Below are 18824 nucleotides of genomic sequence, written 5' to 3'. Positions count from 1 at the left end.
CCGCGACTGGAGGCCGCGGGACGGCCAAGAACGACACTACTCACCCCTGGCCGCGCCGTGTCGGCGACGACCGGTGAACCGCGTTTTCCGCTGTGCCGCCGACACCCCCGCCTGCGCCACCGGTCACACCCTAGTGCAAGATCAACATGCGTGTGGAGCAGGGCAGAAGTTCGCCAACCACTACCCGATGACCCGGCGGAGCTCGTCCTGTGTGCGCCGCACCGCGGTGCGCAGCGCGGCCGGATCGGGCCCGTGCTTGAGCAGGCCCCGGGCCGAGGCGGGCAGCACCGCCGCGAGCACGTCGCCGAACAGGGGTTTCAGATCGTCGGCGGTGGCCCCCTGCTCGCCGAAGCCGGGGGCCAGGATTGGCCCGTTCAGCCCAGCGAGCCGGAGTTCCCCCGGCGTAATCGTCGCGCCGACGACCACGCCGACGTTGCCCAGCGGGCGCGCTCCGGCGTTGCGCTCGCGCGCGGCATCCACAATGGACTGCGCCACCGTGCCGGCGCCCGTGCCGGCACCCTGCAGCGCCGCCCCCTCGGGGTTCGAGGTCCGGGCGAGGACGAACACACCCCTGCCCGTGGCCTCGGCCGCCGCGAACGCCGGCTCCAGCGAGCCGAACCCGAGGTACGGCGAGACGGTGACGGCGTCGGCCGCGAGCGGTGAGCCCTCGCCCAGGTAGGCGGCCGCGTACGCGGCCATCGTCGAGCCGATGTCCCCACGCTTGACGTCGAGCAGGACGAGCGCACCGGCGTCCCGGGCATGCCGGATCACCCGCTCCAGCACCGCCACGCCCGCGGCCCCGTAGGCCTCGAAGAACGCCGACTGGGGCTTGAGCACGGCCACATGCTCGGCGAGCGTGTCGGTGGCCGTCAGCGCGAACTTCTCGAGCCCGCCCGCGTCGGCGGGCAGGTCCCACGCCTCCAGCAGCCCCGGGTGCGGGTCGACGCCCGCGCAGAGTGGTCCCCGGGCCGCCACCGCCTCCGCGAGCCGGGCTCCGAACGGCACCCCGCCCGCGGTCACGACTGTCCCGGCCGGCCCGACATCGCCCGCAGCGACGCCTGCAGCCGCTGCAGCGACCGCACACCCAGGTCGCCCCGGATGAGCGCCTCGATGCCGTGGACGGCCGCCGCCGCGCCCTGGACCGTGGTGATGCACGGGATGCCCCGGGACACCGCCGCCGTCCGGATCTCGTAGCCGTCGATACGCGGGCCGCTGTTGCCGTAGGGCGTGTTGATCACCATGTCGACGCCACCGTCGAGGATCACCTCGACGATGTTCGGCTCGTCCTTCGTGCTGCCCTCCGAGTGCTTGCGCACCACCGAGCACGGCACGCCGTTGCGGCGCAGCACCTCCGCGGTCCCCGCCGTCGCGAGCACCTCGAACCCGAGGTCGGCCAGCCGCTTCACCGGGAACACCAGCGAGCGCTTGTCCCGGTTGGCCACCGAGACGAAGACCTTGCCCGACGTCGGCAGGGACCCGTAGGCGCCGGCCTGCGACTTCGCGAACGCGGTGCCGAAGGACGTGTCGACACCCATCACCTCGCCGGTGGACTTCATCTCCGGCCCGAGCAGCGAGTCGACCCCGTGGCCCTCCGGTGTGCGGAACCGGTGGAACGGCAGCACGGCCTCCTTGACGGCCACCGGCGCGTCGACCGGCAGGTGACCGCCGTCGCCCTCGGCGGGCAGCACACCGCGGGTCCGCAGGTCCTTGATGGAGGCGCCCGTCATGATCAGCGAGGCCGCCTTGGCCAGCGGCACGGCGGTCGCCTTGGACACGAACGGCACCGTGCGCGACGCCCGCGGGTTGGCCTCGAGCACGTACAGCACGTCGTCCTTGAGCGCATACTGGACGTTGAGCAGACCGCGCACGCCCACCCCCCGGGCGATCGCCTCGGTGCAGCGGCGGACCTCCTCCAGGTCGGTGTGGCCGAGCGTGATCGGCGGCAGGGCACACGCCGAGTCGCCGGAGTGGACACCCGCCTCCTCGATGTGCTCCATCACGCCGCCGAGGTAGAGCTCCTCGCCGTCGTAGAGCGCGTCGACGTCGATCTCGATGGCGTCGTCGAGAAAGCGGTCCACGAGCACCGGGTGCTCCGGCGTGACCTCGGTCGCGCGGGCGATGTAGCCCTCGAGCGAGGCCTCGTCGTAGACGATCTCCATGCCGCGCCCGCCGAGTACGTAGGACGGCCGCACGAGGACCGGGTAGCCGATCTCGTCCGCGATGCGCTTGGCGCCCTCGAACGACGTGGCCGTGCCGTACTGCGGCGCTGGCAGGCCCGCCGCCCGCAGGACCTCGCCGAACGCCCCGCGGTCCTCGGCGAGGTGGATGGCGTCCGGGGACGTGCCGACCACCGGCACGCCGGCGTCAGCGAGCCGCTTCGCCAGCCCCAGCGGTGTCTGGCCGCCAAGCTGCACGATGACGCCCGCGACCGTGCCCGAGGCCTGCTCGGCCCGCACGACCTCGAGCACGTCCTCGAACGTCAGCGGCTCGAAGTACAGCCGGTCGGAGGTGTCGTAGTCGGTGGAGACGGTCTCCGGGTTGCAGTTCACCATGACGGCCTCGAAGCCCGCCTCCCGCATCGCCAGCGCCGCGTGTACGCACGAGTAGTCGAACTCGATGCCCTGGCCGATGCGGTTGGGACCGGAGCCGAGGATGAGCACCTTCGGCTTGTCCGGCTGCGGTTCGACCTCGGATTCCGCCGCGGGGTCGGCCTCGTACGCCGAGTAGTGGTACGGCGTCCTGGCGGCGAACTCCGCCGCGCAGGTGTCCACGGTCTTGAACACCGGGTGCACGCCGAGCCGGTGGCGCAGCGACCGCACGCCGTCCTCACCGGCCAGCTCGGGCCGCAGCGCGGCGATCTGCCGGTCGGACAGCCCGGTGCGCTTCGCCCGCCGCAGCAGGTCGACGTCCAGCACCGGCGCGTCCCTGATCTCGGCGCCGACCTCGCCGATGAGCGCGATCTGGTCGATGAACCACGGATCGATTCCGCTGGCCTCGTGGACCTGCTCGACGGTGGCGCCCAGCCGCAGCGCGCGCTCGACGGCGTAGAGCCTGCCGTCGTGCGGCGTGCGCAGCTCCTCCAGCGTCGACTCGAGCGTGGCGCCCTCCGGATCCGGTGTCGTCCAGAACCCGACCCGCTTGGTCTCCATCGAGCGCAGGGCCTTGCCGAGTGCCTCCGGGAAACTGCGGCCGATGGCCATGGCCTCGCCGACGCTCTTCATCGTGGTGGTGAGCATCGGGTCGGCGCCGGGGAACTTCTCGAACGCGAACCGCGGCACCTTCACGACCACGTAGTCGAGGGTGGGCTCGAAGCTCGCGGGCGTCTCGCCGGTGATGTCGTTGCTGATCTCGTCGAGCGAGTAGCCGATGGCCAGCTTCGCGGCGATCTTGGCGATCGGGAACCCGGTGGCCTTCGACGCGAGCGCCGACGACCGCGACACGCGCGGGTTCATCTCGATCACGACCATGCGGCCGTCCCGCGGGTTGATCGCGAACTGGATGTTGCAGCCACCGGTGTCCACGCCCACCGCGCGCAGCACGTCGATCCCGACGTTGCGCATGTTCTGGTACTCGCGGTCGGTCAGCGTCATCGCGGGCGCCACCGTCACCGAGTCGCCGGTGTGCACGCCCATCGCGTCGACGTTCTCGATCGAGCACACCACCACCACGTTGTCGTGGCGGTCACGCATGAGCTCGAGCTCGTACTCCTTCCAGCCGAGCACGCTCTCCTCGATGAGCACCTCGGTGACCGGGCTCTCCTCGAGGCCGAACGAGGCCATGCGCTCGAGCTCCTCCTCGGTGTGCGCCATGCCGGAGCCGAGCCCGCCCATGGTGAACGACGGCCGGATCACGACGGGCAGGCCCACCTCCGCGACGGTCTTGCGGACCTCCTCCATGGAGTGGCATACCGCGCTGCGCGGCACGTCCCCGCCGACACTGCGCACGATGTCCTTGAACTTCTGCCGGTCCTCCCCGCGCTGGATCGCGTCGATGTCGGCACCGATGAGCTCGACCCCGTACTTCTCCAGCACGCCCCTCTCGTGGAGCGCGACCGCGCAGTTCAGCGCCGTCTGGCCGCCGAGGGTCGCCAGGAGCGCGTCCGGGCGTTCCTGCGCGATGACCTTCTCGACGTACTCCGGGTTCACCGGCTCGATGTAGGTGGAGTCGGCGAACTCGGGGTCGGTCATGATCGTGGCCGGGTTGGAGTTGACCAGGCTGACCCGCAGCCCCTCCTGCCGGAGCACCCGGCACGCCTGCGTGCCCGAGTAGTCGAACTCGGCGGCCTGCCCGATGACGATCGGGCCCGAGCCGATCACGAGCACGTGTTCGATGTCAGTACGTTTGGGCATTTACTTGCGCCCCTCCTGTGCCGTGCCCGCCGCGCGGCCGGACCTTCCGCGCGCCTCCATCAGGTTCACGAAGTCGTCGAACAGCGGGTTCGCGTCGTGCGGACCCGCCGCCGCCTCCGGGTGGTACTGCACCGAGAACGCGGGCACGTCCTCGCACCGCAGGCCTTCGACGGTGCCGTCGTTGGCGCAGTGGTGGCTCACGCGCGCGGTGCCGAAGGGCGACTCGAACCGCTGCCCCGGCTCCCCCTCGAGGGCGAAGCCGTGGTTCTGGGCGGTGATCGCCACCCGGCCGGTCTCGGCGTCGAGCACCGGAATGTTGATGCCGCGGTGGCCGTAGCGCATCTTGTACGTGCCCAGGCCGAGCGCCCGGCCGAGGATCTGGTTGCCGAAGCAGATGCCGAACAGCGGCACCTCCCTGGCGAGCGTCGCCTTCGTCAGCTCGATCGCGTGGGTCTGTGTCTCGGGGTCGCCGGGCCCGTTCGAGAGGAACACGCCGTCCGGTTCCAGGGCCAGCAGATCGTCGACCGAGGTCGACGCCGGCAGCACGTGGACCTCGATGCCGCGCTTGGCCATCTGCCTCGGTGTGTTCGACTTGATACCCAGGTCGAGCGCGGCGACGCGATAGCGCGTCTCGCCGATCGCCGGCACGACGTAGGGCTGCGCGGTCGTCACCTCACCGGCGAGGTCGGCGCCCGCCATCTTCGGGCTCGCCAACACCTCGGCCACCATCTCGTCGTCGCCGGCGAGCGCGTCACCGGAGAACACGCCGGCCCGCATGGCACCGTGCTCGCGGATGTGCCGGGTCAGCGTGCGGGTGTCCACATCGGAGATACCGACGATGCCCTGCTTGCTGAGCTCGTCGTCCAGCGAGCGCCGGGACCGCCAGTTCGACGGCGTCCGCGCCGGGTCACGCACGACGTAGCCGGCCACCCAGATGCGAGCCGACTCGTCGTCCTCGTCGTTCCAGCCGGTGTTGCCGATCTGCGGGGCCGTCTGCACGACGATCTGCCGCCGGTAGGAGGGGTCGGTGAGCGTCTCCTGGTAGCCGGTCATGCCGGTACAGAAGACCACCTCGCCCAGTGTGCGCCCGTGCGCCCCGTAGGCGGCTCCCCGGAAGATCCGGCCGTCCTCCAGCACGAGGGCGGCCGGTGTACGTGTGCCGCTCATACCTGGGCACCTCCCTTGACCTTGTTGATCCATTGTGGATACACGCCGAGATCGTCCCCGCGGAAACCCGTGTCGAGTTCGACGTCCCCGACGCGCCAGGTGAAGACCAGCAGACTCGCCGTGCCCATCACCTTCCCCGCCATGCCCTTGGCCGTCGTCACGTCCGTGATGGACTCACGCGGGATCCAGAACCCCGGCGCGCCCGCCCGGTCCACCTCGACACCGCCGGGGTAGAGCCGCAGCGTCGCGCGGCCGCGCAGGCCGGCGCCGCGGGTGACCACCCTCTGCTGCCAGTGGCCCGCGTTCGTCGTGGCGGCGTAGAGCCCGGCGGCCTCCAGTTCCGGCTCGCCCGGGTCGGCCGGACGCTGGGGGAACGGCGGGATGCGCACGCTCTGCGCGCGGGCCTGTCGTCGCCAGCCGCGCCACATGCCGTAGACCCCGAGCGCGAACAGCGCGAAGACCAGTAGCGTCAGCAGAAGCCTTTCCATCACACAATCTTCCCTTCGCGCGAGGTGATCCGCCCGCGCAGCAGCGTGGCGCTCACCACGGCAGGCAGCCGCATGCCCTCGTACGGGGTGTTCGCGGCGATGCTCGCCAGCTCCGCACCACGCACGGTCCACTCGGCGTCCGGGTCGACGAGCACCACGTTCGCCGGTTCGCCGACCGCCAGCGGCCTGCCTTGGTCGGGCAGCCCGGCGATCTCGGCGGGCCGCTCGCTCATCACCCTGGCCACGCCGCGCCAGTCCAGCAGCCCCGTGCGGACCATCGTCTCCACGACGATCGACAGAGCCGTCTGCAGGCCCAGCATGCCCGGGCGGGCCGCCTGCCACTCGCAGTCCTTGTCCTGGGCGGCGTGTGGCGCGTGGTCGGTGGCCACACAATCGAGGACACCGTCCGCGAGCGCCTGGCGCAGCCGGTCGACGTCCGGCTCCGACCGCAGCGGCGGGTTCACCTTGTTCACCGGGTCGTAGGTCTCCAGCCGCTCGTCGGTGAGCAGCAGGTGATGCGGGGTCACCTCGGCCGAGACGTCGATGCCGAGCCCCTTCGCCCAGCTCAGGACATCCACGGTACCCGTGGTCGAGACGTGGCAGACGTGCAGCCGGGCGCCCGCGTGCCGCGCGAGCACGCAGTCGCGCGCCACGATCGACTCCTCCGCCGAGGCCGGCCAGCCCGCGTATCCGAGCCGTGACGCGCGCTCGCCCTCGTGCGCCTGGGCGCCTGCCGTGAGCCGCGGCTCCTCCGCGTGCTGGGCGATCACCGTGCCGAGGGCGGTCGAATACTCGAGCGCGCGGCGCATGACGAGCGGGTCGGCCACACAGTGCCCGTCGTCGGAGAAGATCCGCACCCCGGCCACCGACTTGGCCATCGTTCCCATCTCGGCGAGCCGCTCCCCACGCAGACCGACGGTGACCGCCCCCACGGGGTGGACGTCGACCAGCCCGATCTCACGGCCCCGGCGCCACACGTGCTCGACGACGAGTGCGTTGTCCGCCACCGGGTCGGTGTTGGCCATCGCGAAGACGGCCGTGTACCCGCCCAGCGCCGCGGCGGCCGATCCCGTCTCGACGGTCTCGGCGTCCTCCCGGCCCGGCTCCCGCAGGTGGGTGTGCAGGTCGACGAACCCGGGCAGCAGCACCTGCCCGCCGGCGTCGATCACCTCGGCGTCGCCCGGGACGGCGAGGTGCCCGATCTCGGCGATGATCCCGTCGGCGACCAGCACGTCCACCGGGTCGCCGTCGCCGTAGAGGCGCGCGCCCCTGATGACGGTCGTGCTCACGAACCTTCTCCTTCTGTCTGCCACGGGGCCCTTGGTGCGGCGACCTCAGCCACGATCGCCGCCCTCTCCGGCCAGCAGGTGGTACAGCACCGCCATCCGGACGTGCACCCCGTTGCGGACCTGTTCGGTGATCGCCGACTGCGGGGCGTCGGCCACTGCGGAGCCGATCTCCATCCCACGCAGCATCGGCCCCGGGTGCAGGACCACCGCGTGCTCGGGCAGCAGCCGCAGCCGCGCCTCGTTGAGCCCGTAGGCGATCGAGTACTCGCGCGCCGACGGGAAGAACCCGCCGTGCATGCGCTCGGCCTGGACGCGCAGCATCATCACCGCGTCCACGGCGGGCAGCTGGGAATCGAGATCGTGCGACGTGGTGACCGGCCAACTCTGCACACCGGTGGGCAGCAGGGTCGGCGGCGCGACGAGCACCACCTCGGCACCGAGCGTGGTGAGCAGGTGGACGTTCGAGCGCGCCACGCGGCTGTGCAGCACGTCACCGACGATCGCGATCCGCCTGCCGGGCAGGCCGCCGAGCCGCTCGCGCAGCGTCGCCGCGTCGAGCAGCGCCTGGGTCGGGTGCTCGTGCATGCCGTCGCCCGCGTTCACCACCGACGTCCCCGCGCCGGCCAGCCAGCCCGCGAGCCGGTGGGCGGCTCCGGAGGCAGGGTGCCGCACGATCACGCAGTCGGCGCCCGCCGCGGAGAGCGTCAGCGCCGTGTCCCGCAGCGACTCCCCCTTGCCGACCGAGGACCCGCTGGCCGACACGTTGATCACGTCGGCGCTCATCCACTTGCCGGCGATCTCGAAGGACACCCGCGTGCGGGTGGAGTTCTCGTAGAACATCGTCACGACGGTCCGCCCGCGCAGGGTCGGCAGCTTGCGGACCTCGCGCCCGAGCAGCGTGCGCTTGAGCTCGTCGGCGGTGTCCAGCACGGCCGTGGCCGTGTCGGCGGCGAGGCCGTCGGTGCTGAGCAGGTGCTTCATCGGCGTCCCCCCAGCAGGACGGCGTCCCGGCCGTCGACCTCGGTGACCAGCACCGACACCTCCTCGGAGCGCGACGTGGGCACGTTCTTGCCGACGTAGTCCGCGCGGATCGGCAGCTCACGGTGGCCGCGGTCGACGAGCACGGCGAGCTGGACGGCGCGGGGCCTGCCCTGGTCGCGGAGGGCGTCGAGGGCGGCGCGGATGGTGCGGCCGGAGAACAGCACGTCGTCGACAAGGATCACGACGCGGTCGTCGATCCCCGCGGGCGGGAGTTGGGTCTCCTCGAGCGGCCGGGTCGGCTTGTGCCGCAGGTCGTCGCGGTAGAGCGTGACGTCGAGTGCGCCGGTGGGCACGGAGACGCCGGAGAACTCCCGGATGCGGGCGCCGAGCCGGGTCGCGAGCGGAATGCCGCGGGTGGGAATGCCCAGCAGAACGGGCGGGATGACGCCGTCCGAGTCCAGCGCGGTCTTCTCGATGACCTGATGCGCCATTCGGGCGACGGTGCGCGCGACGTCGCCGGCCGAGAGCAGCTCGCGCTCAGCCGGTTCCGTCGCGCCACGTGGGCGTGGCGCCACGGTGGACCTCCTTCCCCGCCTCACCGGACGGGTCCTTAAAGGATGTCGGTTCCCCCATTCGGCCGGGAACCGTACTGACGGTAGCAGGCCGTGCCCGGCAACCGATCGGGTGGTCCGTCCGTGGCCGAGAACTCACCGGGAGCGATGACAACCTTGACCTGGTGACGACAACGCGTAACCATTACTCTGAGTATTCGACTCAGGAGTTCCCTGTCGGTCAGCCGGGCCGAGCCGGGGCGAGGAAACGGAGAACCACCACATGGGCGATTACGCCAAGGCGCTCGGGGCCAAGCTCCGCGGTATCCGCCAGCAACAGGGTCTGTCCCTGCACGGGGTCGAGCAGAAGTCCGGCGGCCGCTGGAAGGCGGTCGTGGTGGGCTCCTACGAGCGCGGCGACCGGGCCGTCACCGTCCAGAAGCTGGCCGAGCTCGCCGACTTCTACGGGGTTCCGGTGGTCGAGCTCCTGCCCGAGGGTCGTGTTCCCTCCGGCGCCGAGCCCGCGACGAAGATCGTGATCAACCTCGAGCGGCTGCAGCAGCTGCCCGCCGAGAAGGTCGGTCCGCTCGCGCGGTACGCCGCCACGATCCAGAGCCAGCGAGGCGACTACAACGGCAAGGTGCTCTCCATCCGCACCGAGGACCTGCGCTCGCTCGCGATCATCTACGACATGACGCCCGGTGAGCTGACCGAGCAGCTCATCGACTGGGGCGTGCTGCCCCCGGAGGCCCGTCCCTCCAAGGAGGACTGACCGGCGCCGCGGTCGTGGGTGCGTGCGGCACTCACGACCGCAGCGGCGGTCACAGCACCGCGCGCAGCCGGTCCGCGATGTTGCCGATGCGGCCGAGCACGCCGTTGACGAAGCGCGGCGAATCGTCGGTGGACAGCTCCTTGGCCAGGCCCACGGCCTCGTCGATGGCCACCGGGTCGGGCACGTCGGCCGACCAGAGCATCTCGTACACACCGAGCCTCAGCACGGCCAGATCGACCGGCGGCATCCGGTTCAGCGTCCAGCCCTGGGCGTGTTCCGACAGCAGCTCGTCGATGCGCTCCTGGTGCGCTGCCACACCTTCGACCAGCGAGATCGTGTAGTCACCGATCGGCTCGACGTCGACCGAGCCGATCCGGTCGTGGAGCAGCGCCGCCGGGTCGGCCTCCCGCTGCGCCGCCTCGTACAGGAACTCCACCGCGCGCCTGCGCGCAGCGCGACGGCTGATCTGGCCGCCGCGGCGAGAAGAGGATTCAGCACCCACCGGCGTTCTCACGCGCGACCGAGATAGCGGCCGTCGCGAGTGTCGACCTTGACCTTCTCGCCGGTGCTGACGAACAACGGCACCTGGATCTCGGCGCCCGTCTCCAGCGTCGCCGGCTTGGTACCGCCGGTGGAGCGATCACCCTGCAGGCCCGGGTCGGTGTGCTGGATGACCAGCTCGACCGAGGTCGGCAGCTCGACGTAGAGGGGCTGCCCCTCGTGCATCGCGACCTGCACCTCGGTGTTCTCCAGCAGGAAGTTGGCGCCGTCGCCGACCGTCTCCCGCGGCACGTTGATCTGGTCGTAGGTCTCGGCGTCCATGAAGATGAAGTCGGTGCCGTCGTTGTAGAGGTAGGTCATCTGACGGCGGTCGACGGTCGCGGTGTCGACCTTGGTCCCGGCGTTGAACGTCTTGTCCACCACCTTGCCGGACAGGACGTGCTTCAGCGTGGTGCGCACGAACGCTCCGCCCTTACCCGGCTTGACGTGCTGGAAGTTCACGACGGACCAGAGCTGGCCGTCCAGATTGAGGACCATGCCATTCTTCAGGTCGTTGGTGGTGGCCACTGCTGTGAGTTCTCCTGTGTCGGGGTTGGGCCGCGCGCTTAGACGACCACGAGTTCCTTGGTGCTGAGGGTGAGGAGCTCGGGAGTTCCCTCCCGCACGACGAGCGTGTCCTCGATGCGGACTCCACCACGGCCGGCGAGGTAGACGCCGGGCTCGACGGTGACCGCCATACCGGCCGACAGTGTACCGGCGCCGGTCGCCGCGAGGCTCGGAGCCTCGTGTATTTGCAGGCCCACGCCGTGTCCCAGGCCGTGGGTGAACTCCTCGCCGCGTCCCGCCCCGGCGATCACGTCCCGGGCGGCCTTGTCGACGGCCGCGACCTCGGTGCCCGGAAGGGCGGCGGCCAGCCCGGCCGCCTGGGCCTCACGCACGAGGTCGTAGAGCTCGACCTGCCAGTCGGCCGGTGTGCCGAGCACCACGGTACGCGTCATGTCGGAGTGGTACCCCCCGACGGTCGCGCCGAAATCGAGTTTCACGAAGTCGCCCGTGGTGAGCACCGTGTCGGTGGGCCGGTGATGCGGAATCGCCGAGTTGGCCCCGGCGGCGACGATGCTCTCGAACGACGGGCCCTCCGAGCCGTGGTCGAGCATCCGGCTCTCCAGCTCGCGCGCCACCTCGCGCTCGGTGCGGCCAGGCCGCAGCCCGCCCTGGTCGACGAGTTCCGCGAACGCCCGGTCGGCCGCCGCACATGCCTGCCGGAGCGCCTCGATCTCGAGGTCGTCCTTCACCGTCCGCAGCCGTTCGACCAGACCCGGCGCCCGGCACAGCTCCACGTCGCCGCACACCTCCTGCAAGCCCGCGTACTGCTCGACGCTGACGTACTGGCTCTCGAAGCCCGTGCGGCGGTACCGGCGCGCGGCGCCGGCGGCCCGCGCGACCAGGCCTCTCGCGCTGGCCCGGTCCAGCACTCGCTCCAGGTCGGACACCTCGGCCGCGGCCTGGGTGGTGTACCGGCCGTCCGTGCAGAACACGGTCGCCGCGTCGCCGTCCGTGTGGAGCAGCAGTGCGGCGTTGGAACCGGTGAAGCCGGTGAGGTAGCGGATGTTGCGCAGATCGGTGACGAGCAACGCGTCGAGCTCGGCCTCGCGCAGCAGGTCCCGCACCGCGGCCCGGCGGGCCTGGTGCGCCTCCGCGCGGGAGCTCCGGGAAGTGACAGCCACGCGCCCAGCTTAGGGGTGGTCCTCGGCACGGTTGCCGTTACAGTGGGCCGATGCCGTCCTGGGTTGTCCGTGCGCTCGGCATGTCCGTGTTGCATGCCGCCGCCACTGTCGCGCTCGCCAAGATCGCGGTGTTCCAGCCGGGTGAGACCTCGCTCATGACCGCGGTCGCGCTCGCGCTGCTCGTGGGCGCGGCCGCGCTGTGGAGCGCGGTCGACGCATGGCTCCGCCTCCGCGACGCCGGACGCACGTGGTTCATCGCCGCGCTGGTCACCGGCCCCGTCGCCGGTGTGCTGAGCGTGCTCGGCAGGTCGGTGTTCGTGGACCAGACCGGCCTGAGCGAGCTCGGCCCGGCGCTGACCGGCGGCGCGGCGTTCACCGCGCTGCTGGTGCTGCTGCCCGCCGGTCTCGGCCTGGTGGTGGGTGGCAGGCTGGCCGGGCAGCGCGACGACGAGGAGGAGCACGCTGAGCCGGGTCAGGAGGACACGGGCTCCGTCGCGGCCGGGCGCTCCCGGGGCGAGCCGGGTTCCGGGCGGCGCGCGACCGCCCGGCCGCGGCCCCGTCCTCAGCCGCGTGCGCCGAGGGTGGGCCCGAGCCGGTAGGCCCGCCACTCCGCGTCGGTCACGGCCCGGGCGTGCGAGTCGTTCCGGCTCACGGCCTCCGCGTCGGTCACCGGCCACAGCGTGCCGTCGAGCACGAAGCCGGTGCCCTCCCCCAGCGCCCGGACCGCAGGTGCTCCCGCCCGTAGCCGGGCCGCGACGGAGATCCGGTCGACCGCGGCGGGCCGTTCGTCCAGCACGGTGTGTGCGATGGTCTCGGCCACCGACCGCCGCTCGATGCGCAGCAGCTTTCCGCCGGTGACGAGGTCCATCGTGCGTTGCGGCGACGGCATCGCGAACCCGTCGAGCACGGCGAGTGCCCGTCCGGTGGTGGCGCAGCCGTCGACGCCGTGGATGTCGAGGCCGAAGTGCCGCAGCGCGGTGGGTGCCCCGGCCTCGCCGATCCGGGTGGCATGGATGACGTCGACGGGGACGCGCCCGCACGGATCGTCGGTGGACACGGGTGCGTGTCCGTCGGGTTCGCGGACGAGGCCGGGCCCCTCCTCCCAGGGCGCGGGCAGGAGCACCGGCCGGTACGGCGTGGCCGTGAAGTCGCGGTTCCAGAAGGTGATCGTGGTGCCGCGGTCGGTCTGATGGGCGATGGCGAACGCGTCGAGCGCGTCCACCCACATGAGGTCGGCGCTGAAGGCGTCCACCACCGAGCGGGTGCGGGGCGTGCCGGTGCCCGCGACGGAGGTGAACCCGTCCGGGCCGAGCGCCTCGACGCCGGTGGAGAACGTGGGGTCCTTGGCCCGTATGACGAACTGCCCCGCCCCGTTCCAGCCCGCCGCGCGGCCGGTCGTATCGGTGAACATGAGGTAGAACCAGCCGTCCAGGTACACCGCAGCGGGCTGGCCGGCTCCGTAGGTGTTGTCTCGCGTGGTGTCGTGGGCGGGCCGCACGACCGGGTTGCCGGCGGCACGGGTCCACGTGCGGCCGTCGGTGCTGGTGGCGAGGCCGATGGCGTTGCCGTGGTCGTGGCTGCCCGCAGCGCCGGTGTAGTAGAGGTAGTAGGTGCCGTCGACCCGGATGACCGACGGATCGCACGTGTGCACACCGTCGAAGGATCCGGGATCGCCGGACAGGACGGAGTCGGGGATCCCGCCACCGGGCGCGGTGAACGGTCCCTCCACGGAGTCCGCCTCGGCGTGGAGGATGTCGTCGCCGGGCGGGTCGGCACTGCCGTACTGGCTGCACCACCACATCCGCACCGTCCCGCCTTCGGTCATCACGGTGGGGCCGTAGTTGTACACGGCGTCGGCGCCGCCCTCGGCCACCACGCCGTCGCTCTGGCGATGCCGGTCGACGGCCAGCTCGACGGGCTCGGCTCGCACCTCGCCGACCGCGGCCACGCCGTCTCGGGCGCCCTCCGCCTGGGGGCGCGCGTTTCCCGGCGTGCACGCCACGGCCAGGATCGCGGTCGCGGCCACCGCGCAGGCCATCCCACCGGTCCGGTACGCCGAGTGCGCATGCTGCCGGACAACCTCCATCCCTCCGCCTCGCCCGGTGAACCCGATCGAGGGATGCCGATCAGTCTACGGTCGGCCCCCGGTGGCGCCCGGGCCACGGTCCGTGGTGAGGCACCGTGGTCGGGAGCGGTTCGACGTGCGCGCTGGATGGCCTGTCGGCGCCCCTCGCCTTGCCGTGTGGTTCGTCCGTAGCGCTGCCCCGCTGCTCGTCCGGCCACTGTGGACCGGCCTCGGACCGGTCCCGGACCGCCGGTATCCGTTCCGGCCGGTAGCCGAATGCGGGCCACCGGGCGTGGTCAGCTCCGGAGTGGGGTCACTTCGCGTTGTCGGCGATCCAGCGCAGGGCCAATCGATAGCCGTCCACGCCGAAGCCCGCGAGCACGCCGGTCGCGATGTCGGAGAGCACGCTGTGGTGGCGGAACTGCTCGCGCTGGTGGACGTTCGAGATGTGCACCTCCACAAGAGGTGCGGTCAGCTGCGCGGCGGCGTCGCGCACGGCGATGGAGTAGTGCGTCCAGGCGCCGGCGTTGAGCACCACCGGCGCCGCCGCGTCGGCGGCCTCGTGCAGCCAGCCGACCATCTCGCCCTCGTGATCGGTCTGGCGGACCTCGACGTCGAGCCCGAGATCCTTGCCCGTCTCGACGCACAACCGCACCAGATCGTCGTGGGTCGTCGACCCGTAGACGGAGGGTTCCCGCGTGCCGAGCCTGCCCAGGTTGGGCCCGTTGAGCACGAACGTCTTCACAGCAGCACTCCCCCGCTGCCCGATTCGCCCGCGGCGATGGCCGAGTACGCACCCGCGAGCAACGCCGGATCCGGCCCTTCGAGCCGGCCCGGCTTGGCGAGGCCGTCGAGGACCACGAACCGCAAGGTCCCCGCGCGGTTCTTCTTGTCGGCGCGCATGCCGTCGATGAGCTGAGGCAACGCGTCGGCGTCGTAGGTGGTCGGCAGGCCGAGCGAACGCAGGACGGCGGCGTGCCGGTCGGCGGTCGCGTCGTCGAGCCTGCCCGCCAGCCGCGCGAGTTCGGCGGCGAACACGAGTCCCACGCTGACCGCGGCACCGTGGCGCCAGCGGTAGCGCTCGCGCCGCTCGATGGCGTGGCCGAGCGTGTGCCCGTAGTTGAGGATCTCCCGGAGGTTCGACTCCCGCAGATCCGCGGCGACGACGTCGGCCTTCACCTGGATGGACCGGCGGACGAGCTCGCCGAGGACGTCGGCCTGGGTGTCGACGGCGGCGGCGGGGTCGCGCTCGATGAGGTCGAGGATCGCCGGGTCGGCGATGAAGCCTGCCTTGACGACCTCCGCCATCCCGGCGACCAGTTCGTTGGGTGGCAGGGTCTCGAGCGTGGCCAGGTCCACCAGCACGGCGCTGGGTTCGTGGAACACGCCGACGAGGTTCTTGCCCGCCTCGGTGTTGATGCCCGTCTTGCCGCCGATCGCGGCGTCGACCATGCCGAGCAAGGTGGTCGGGACGTTCACCAGCCGCACGCCGCGCATCCAGGTGCCGGCGACGAACCCGGCGAGGTCGGTGACCGCACCGCCGCCGAGGCCGACCACGATGCCGCGCCGATCGAGACCTATCTGGCCGAGCACGTCCCAGCAGAAGTCGGCGACGCGCAGTGCCTTGCCGTCCTCCGCGTCGGGGATCTCGACCCGGTGCGCGTCCAGTCCGGCCTCGGCGAGTTCGCCACGGACGGCCTCCGCGGTGGTGGTCAGGGTCGGCGGGTGGATGAGCGCGACCTTGGAGGCGTCGCGCACCGCGTCGGCCAGTTCGCCGAGCAGTCCGCGGCCCACCACCACCTCGTACGGCTGGGCGGTGCGGACCTCGATACGGACCGGATCGGTGGTCATCGTGCTCCTCACTTCGGCGGCAGGCGCTTGGCCTCGGTGACCTCGCAGGTGAGCTCGCCCGCGACCGGGCCCGAGCCCATGATCTCGTCGGTCACGGCCTGGCCCGGCTCCAGCCGGTTTTTCGCGAAGTACGCCTCGGTCGAGTCCCCGCCCGGGTTGCTGATGGTGACGGTCGCGGCGTAGCGCTGGGGCCGCGAGGTGCTGTTGGTGACCTTGACGACCACCTTCGGCGACCACGCGGTCTGCGCGCAGCCGGTCACCTCGACATCGTCGGCGACCGGCGTTTCCCGCCCTGCCTGGCCGGTGTCGCCGTAGTCCTCACCGGCGGGACCACGCGAAGACGGTGCTCCGGACGGCGCCTGGTCCGCCGGAGCGGACTCCCCACCGCCGCACGCCACCGTCAGCGCGGCGACGCCGGCGATCAGTCCGGCAAGCCGGATCCGTGCACGCATGGTTCACTCCACACAGGACTCTGGGACCGATCCGGGCGATTCTCGCACGGGCTCCGCCCGCAGCCGTTCGACGATCTCGGCGACGACCTCCGCGGGCGAGCGGTCGTCGGTGCCGATCTCGAGGGTGGCGACCTCCCGGTAGACCGGCAACCGGGCGTCCAGCAACGCCTTGTACGTCGCACGGGGGTTCACGCCGGCCAGCAGTGGCCGTGCCGTCGACAACCCGGTGCGGCGGACGCCCTCCGCCATCCCGACGTTGAGGAACACGACGGTATGCCCACGCAGTCGCGCCCTCGTCGCCTCGGACAGGACGGCGCCGCCACCGAGGGAGTACACACCGGTGTGCTCACGCAGCGTCTTCTCGATGTTCCGCTCCTCGAGCGCGCGGAACACCGGCTCACCGTCCGTGGCGAAGATGTCGCTGATGGTGCGGCCTTCCTCGGCTTCGAGGTCGGCGTCGGCGTCGCGGTAACCCACGCCCAGCCGCTCGGCCAGTAGCGGGCCGACGGTGCTCTTGCCGGAGCCGGGCGGTCCCACGATCACGACCGGACCACGTGTGCTCATGCCGGTCACGGTAGCCACCGGGCCACAGCCGCGGCGCGGGCGGTCCCGCGGTCACCGGCGGACAGCGTCGTCGCGGTCAGCGCTGCCACCAGTCCTCGAGACCGGCGAGGTAGGAGTCGGCGTTGCGCTTGGCCTCGGCGAGCGAGTCGCCGCCGAACTTCTCCAGCGCGGCGTCGGCGAGCACCAGCGCCACCACGGACTCCAGCACCACGCCGGCCCTCGGCACCGCGCAGACGTCGGACCGCTGGTGGATCGCCACCGCCGCCTCGCCCGTCTCGACGTCCACAGTGGACAGCGCGCGAGGGACCGTCGAGATCGGCTTCATGGCGACGCGGACCCGCAACGGCTCGCCGTTGGTGATGCCGCCTTCGAGCCCGCCGGCCCGGTTGGACCGCCGGGTGACCCCCTTCGGGCCGGTGCCCCGGTCGATCTCGTCGTGGGCCTGGCTGCCCCACCGGCGCGCGGTGGTGAAGCCGTCGCCGACCTCGACGCCCTTCATCGCCTGCACGCCCATCAGCGCACCGGCGAGCCGGGCGTCCAGACGGCGGTCCCAGTGAACGTGGGAGCCGAGGCCCGGAGGCAGCCCGTAGGCGATCACCTCGATGACGCCGCCCACCGTGTCGCCGGCTTTGCGGACGGCGTCGACCTCCGCGACCATCGCCTCGGTGGCGGCGTCGCCGAACGCCCGCACCGGGCTCTCGTCGATGGCGGCGAGATCACCGGGTTCCGGCAGCGGCCCCTCGGGCGCGTCCGCCTTGCCGATGGACACGACGTGACTGATCACCTCTACGCCCAGCAGCTGCCGCAGGAACAGGCGCGCCACCGTGCCCAGCGCCGTCCGGGAGGCGGTCTCGCGGGCGCTCGCCCGCTCCAGCACCGGCCGGGCCTCGGTGAAGCCGTACTTCTGCATGCCGGGCAGGTCGGCGTGGCCGGGCCGTGGCCGCGTGAGCGGCTCGTTGCGGGCGAGACCCTCGAGCTCGGCGGGATCGACGGGGTCGGCCGCCATGACCTTCTCCCACTTCGGCCATTCGGCGTTCTCGATCTGCACCGCGATCGGCCCGCCCTGCGTCCGGCCGTGACGGACGCCGCCGACGAACTCGATCCGGTCGGTCTCGAACCCCATCCGGGGACTGCGACCGAAACCGAGCCGCCTGCGCGCGAGCTGCTCACCGACATCAGCGGTCGTGATCTCGACCCCGGCCACCATGCCCTCGAGGATCGCGGCCAGGGCGGGGCCGTGGGACTCACCTGCGGTCATCCAGCGCAACACGCCGTCGATCCTGTCACGAGGCGCCTTCGCGACCTCAGCTACCCATGTTCACCTCCAATCCCGCGCCCGGGAACACCACGACCAGGCACGTGGCGAGCAGCAGCCCGGGACCGTGCGGCACTCCGTCACGCCACCGGCGAACACGCAGGAGTGCCGCGGCCAGGGCCAGCACCGCCGTGACCACCGCCGCCGTGCAGGCGGCGACCACCACGGCAGGCCATCCCGTCGCGCCGAGCACGCCCCCGAGGCTGCCCGCCAGCTTCACGTCACCGGCTCCGAGGGAGGCCGGCGCGACGGCGTGTACGAGGGCGTGGGCACCGGCGAACAACGCCGCGGCCAGGGCGGCGCGCCAGGCGAGCCCGACGCCGGGCCCGGCAACGGCCGCCACCGTCACCGCCGCACCGGTCAGCGGCCACGCCGGCAGCGTCAGCACGTCCGGCAGGCGCCGGTAGCGGACGTCGGCCAGCACCAGCGGAACCGCCACGGCGGTGACGGCGAGGGGCACGGGCAGCCACCAGCCGGGCACGCCACTCGTCAGCAGGCGCCAGACGACCAGCGCCCACAGCGCCGCCGTGCCGGCGGCACACCAGTGAGCCGGCACGGCAGCCGGACGCGGCCCGCGGCGCAGCGCCCAGCTCGCGGCCCACCCGGTGAGCCCACCGGCGACGACGGCGACGATCAACCCCCAGTACACGAGATCCAGCGTGGAGGCGCCCGCGGCGAGACGGCAAGAACGTGCCGGAGCGAGCGGTCCGTTCGCACCGGATCACGGCCCAGGACCACCCGACCGAGCTAAC

Annotated in this window: 19 protein-coding genes; 2 read left to right on the top strand and 17 right to left on the bottom strand. The window is 72.1% G+C overall.

Annotated elements, in window-relative coordinates:
• Positions 1-180: 180 nt before the first annotated feature.
• From pyrF to pyrR, 7 genes are read right to left on the bottom strand one after another with little or no spacing between them, the layout of a single operon-like run.
• Positions 181-1020, bottom strand: a complete 840-nt coding sequence (gene pyrF / locus ACFSZT_RS17200; protein WP_377388794.1) for an orotidine-5'-phosphate decarboxylase — start codon at positions 1018-1020, stop codon at positions 181-183.
• Positions 1017-4349 carry a carbamoyl-phosphate synthase large subunit gene (gene carB / locus ACFSZT_RS17195; protein WP_377388796.1) on the bottom strand — a complete coding sequence of 1111 codons (3333 nt, stop codon included), beginning with the start codon at positions 4347-4349 and terminating at the stop codon, positions 1017-1019. The genes pyrF and carB overlap by 4 nt, the downstream gene beginning before the upstream one ends.
• Positions 4350-5516, bottom strand: a complete 1167-nt coding sequence (carA, locus tag ACFSZT_RS17190) for a glutamine-hydrolyzing carbamoyl-phosphate synthase small subunit (protein ID WP_377388798.1) — start codon at positions 5514-5516, stop codon at positions 4350-4352. It abuts the gene before it with no gap.
• Positions 5513-6004, bottom strand: a complete 492-nt coding sequence (locus ACFSZT_RS17185; RefSeq protein WP_377388800.1) for a PH-like domain-containing protein — start codon at positions 6002-6004, stop codon at positions 5513-5515. Before ACFSZT_RS17185 ends, carA begins: the two co-directional genes overlap by 4 nt.
• Positions 6004-7293: a dihydroorotase gene (locus ACFSZT_RS17180; protein ID WP_377388802.1), complete on the bottom strand. Its 1290-nt coding sequence runs from the start codon at positions 7291-7293 to the stop codon at positions 6004-6006. The genes ACFSZT_RS17185 and ACFSZT_RS17180 overlap by 1 nt, the downstream gene beginning before the upstream one ends.
• Before the next feature lie 45 nt (positions 7294-7338).
• Positions 7339-8274: an aspartate carbamoyltransferase catalytic subunit gene (locus ACFSZT_RS17175; RefSeq protein WP_377388804.1), complete on the bottom strand. Its 936-nt coding sequence runs from the start codon at positions 8272-8274 to the stop codon at positions 7339-7341.
• Positions 8271-8849 (bottom strand): bifunctional pyr operon transcriptional regulator/uracil phosphoribosyltransferase PyrR, encoded by a 579-nt coding sequence (pyrR, locus tag ACFSZT_RS17170; protein WP_377388806.1) that lies wholly within the window; start codon positions 8847-8849, stop codon positions 8271-8273. The genes ACFSZT_RS17175 and pyrR overlap by 4 nt, the downstream gene beginning before the upstream one ends.
• Before the next feature lie 259 nt (positions 8850-9108).
• On the opposite strand from pyrR, the gene bldD reads away from it, so the two are divergent.
• Positions 9109-9597, top strand: a complete 489-nt coding sequence (gene bldD, locus ACFSZT_RS17165) for a transcriptional regulator BldD (protein ID WP_003096372.1) — start codon at positions 9109-9111, stop codon at positions 9595-9597.
• Positions 9598-9646: 49 nt separating this feature from the next.
• Here bldD and nusB read toward each other — a convergent pair whose 3' ends face one another.
• Genes nusB through ACFSZT_RS17150 form a run of 3 tightly spaced genes read right to left on the bottom strand, consistent with a single transcriptional unit; the run spans position 9647 to position 11825 of the window.
• Positions 9647-10111, bottom strand: coding sequence for a transcription antitermination factor NusB (gene nusB / locus ACFSZT_RS17160; RefSeq protein WP_377388810.1), 465 nt, complete (start codon positions 10109-10111; stop codon positions 9647-9649).
• Complete coding sequence (gene efp, locus ACFSZT_RS17155) at positions 10108-10665, bottom strand: elongation factor P (RefSeq protein WP_377388812.1); 558 nt, start codon at positions 10663-10665, stop codon at positions 10108-10110. Before efp ends, nusB begins: the two co-directional genes overlap by 4 nt.
• A gap of 38 nt (positions 10666-10703) precedes the next feature.
• The gene (locus tag ACFSZT_RS17150) at positions 10704-11825 is read right to left on the bottom strand and encodes a M24 family metallopeptidase (protein ID WP_377388814.1); all 1122 of its coding nucleotides are present in this window, start codon (positions 11823-11825) and stop codon (positions 10704-10706) included.
• Positions 11826-11905: 80 nt separating this feature from the next.
• Between ACFSZT_RS17150 and ACFSZT_RS17145 the strand changes: the two genes are divergently transcribed.
• Complete coding sequence (locus tag ACFSZT_RS17145) at positions 11906-12424, top strand: hypothetical protein (protein ID WP_449301429.1); 519 nt, start codon at positions 11906-11908, stop codon at positions 12422-12424.
• Here the strand turns inward: ACFSZT_RS17145 and ACFSZT_RS17140 are convergent.
• From ACFSZT_RS17140 to ACFSZT_RS17110, 7 genes are all read right to left on the bottom strand, one after another.
• Entirely contained in the window at positions 12388-13911 is a 1524-nt protein-coding gene (locus ACFSZT_RS17140; RefSeq protein WP_377388818.1) for a beta-xylosidase, read from the bottom strand. The genes ACFSZT_RS17145 and ACFSZT_RS17140 overlap by 37 nt on opposite strands.
• A 292-nt stretch (positions 13912-14203) precedes the next feature.
• Positions 14204-14635 carry a type II 3-dehydroquinate dehydratase gene (aroQ, locus tag ACFSZT_RS17135; protein WP_377388820.1) on the bottom strand — a complete coding sequence of 144 codons (432 nt, stop codon included), beginning with the start codon at positions 14633-14635 and terminating at the stop codon, positions 14204-14206.
• Complete coding sequence (aroB, locus tag ACFSZT_RS17130; RefSeq protein ID WP_377388822.1) at positions 14632-15741, bottom strand: 3-dehydroquinate synthase; 1110 nt, start codon at positions 15739-15741, stop codon at positions 14632-14634. Before aroB ends, aroQ begins: the two co-directional genes overlap by 4 nt.
• An 8-nt stretch (positions 15742-15749) precedes the next feature.
• On the bottom strand, positions 15750-16193 hold the full coding sequence (locus ACFSZT_RS17125) for a hypothetical protein (protein ID WP_377388824.1): 444 nt from the start codon (positions 16191-16193) through the stop codon (positions 15750-15752).
• A gap of 3 nt (positions 16194-16196) precedes the next feature.
• Entirely contained in the window at positions 16197-16757 is a 561-nt protein-coding gene (locus ACFSZT_RS17120; RefSeq protein WP_377388826.1) for a shikimate kinase, read from the bottom strand.
• 76 nt (positions 16758-16833) lie between these two features.
• Positions 16834-18027, bottom strand: a complete 1194-nt coding sequence (gene aroC / locus ACFSZT_RS17115) for a chorismate synthase (RefSeq protein WP_377388828.1) — start codon at positions 18025-18027, stop codon at positions 16834-16836.
• Between the two features lie 34 nt (positions 18028-18061).
• Positions 18062-18721 (bottom strand): prepilin peptidase, encoded by a 660-nt coding sequence (locus ACFSZT_RS17110; RefSeq protein ID WP_377388830.1) that lies wholly within the window; start codon positions 18719-18721, stop codon positions 18062-18064.
• Positions 18722-18824 lie beyond the last annotated feature (103 nt).

Origin of the sequence: Prauserella oleivorans, assembly GCF_042685745.1 — a bacterium.
Taxonomy (GTDB): domain Bacteria; phylum Actinomycetota; class Actinomycetes; order Mycobacteriales; family Pseudonocardiaceae; genus Prauserella_A; species Prauserella_A oleivorans.
Note: the sequence above shows the minus strand (reverse complement) of the source record. Positions and strands in the feature narration are given on the sequence as shown.

Coding starts and splice junctions, on each gene's coding strand:
- ACFSZT_RS17140 (WP_377388818.1), bottom strand. CDS start 13,911: ATGGAGGTTGTCCGGCAGCATGCGCACTCGGCGTACCGGACCGGTGGG.
- carB (WP_377388796.1), bottom strand. CDS start 4,349: ATGCCCAAACGTACTGACATCGAACACGTGCTCGTGATCGGCTCGGGC.
- carA (WP_377388798.1), bottom strand. CDS start 5,516: ATGAGCGGCACACGTACACCGGCCGCCCTCGTGCTGGAGGACGGCCGG.
- aroB (WP_377388822.1), bottom strand. CDS start 15,741: ATGACCACCGATCCGGTCCGTATCGAGGTCCGCACCGCCCAGCCGTAC.
- ACFSZT_RS17120 (WP_377388826.1), bottom strand. CDS start 16,757: ATGAGCACACGTGGTCCGGTCGTGATCGTGGGACCGCCCGGCTCCGGC.
- ACFSZT_RS17145 (WP_449301429.1), top strand. CDS start 11,906: ATGTCCGTGTTGCATGCCGCCGCCACTGTCGCGCTCGCCAAGATCGCG.
- ACFSZT_RS17125 (WP_377388824.1), bottom strand. CDS start 16,193: ATGCGTGCACGGATCCGGCTTGCCGGACTGATCGCCGGCGTCGCCGCG.
- ACFSZT_RS17175 (WP_377388804.1), bottom strand. CDS start 8,274: ATGAAGCACCTGCTCAGCACCGACGGCCTCGCCGCCGACACGGCCACG.
- bldD (WP_003096372.1), top strand. CDS start 9,109: ATGGGCGATTACGCCAAGGCGCTCGGGGCCAAGCTCCGCGGTATCCGC.
- ACFSZT_RS17185 (WP_377388800.1), bottom strand. CDS start 6,004: ATGGAAAGGCTTCTGCTGACGCTACTGGTCTTCGCGCTGTTCGCGCTC.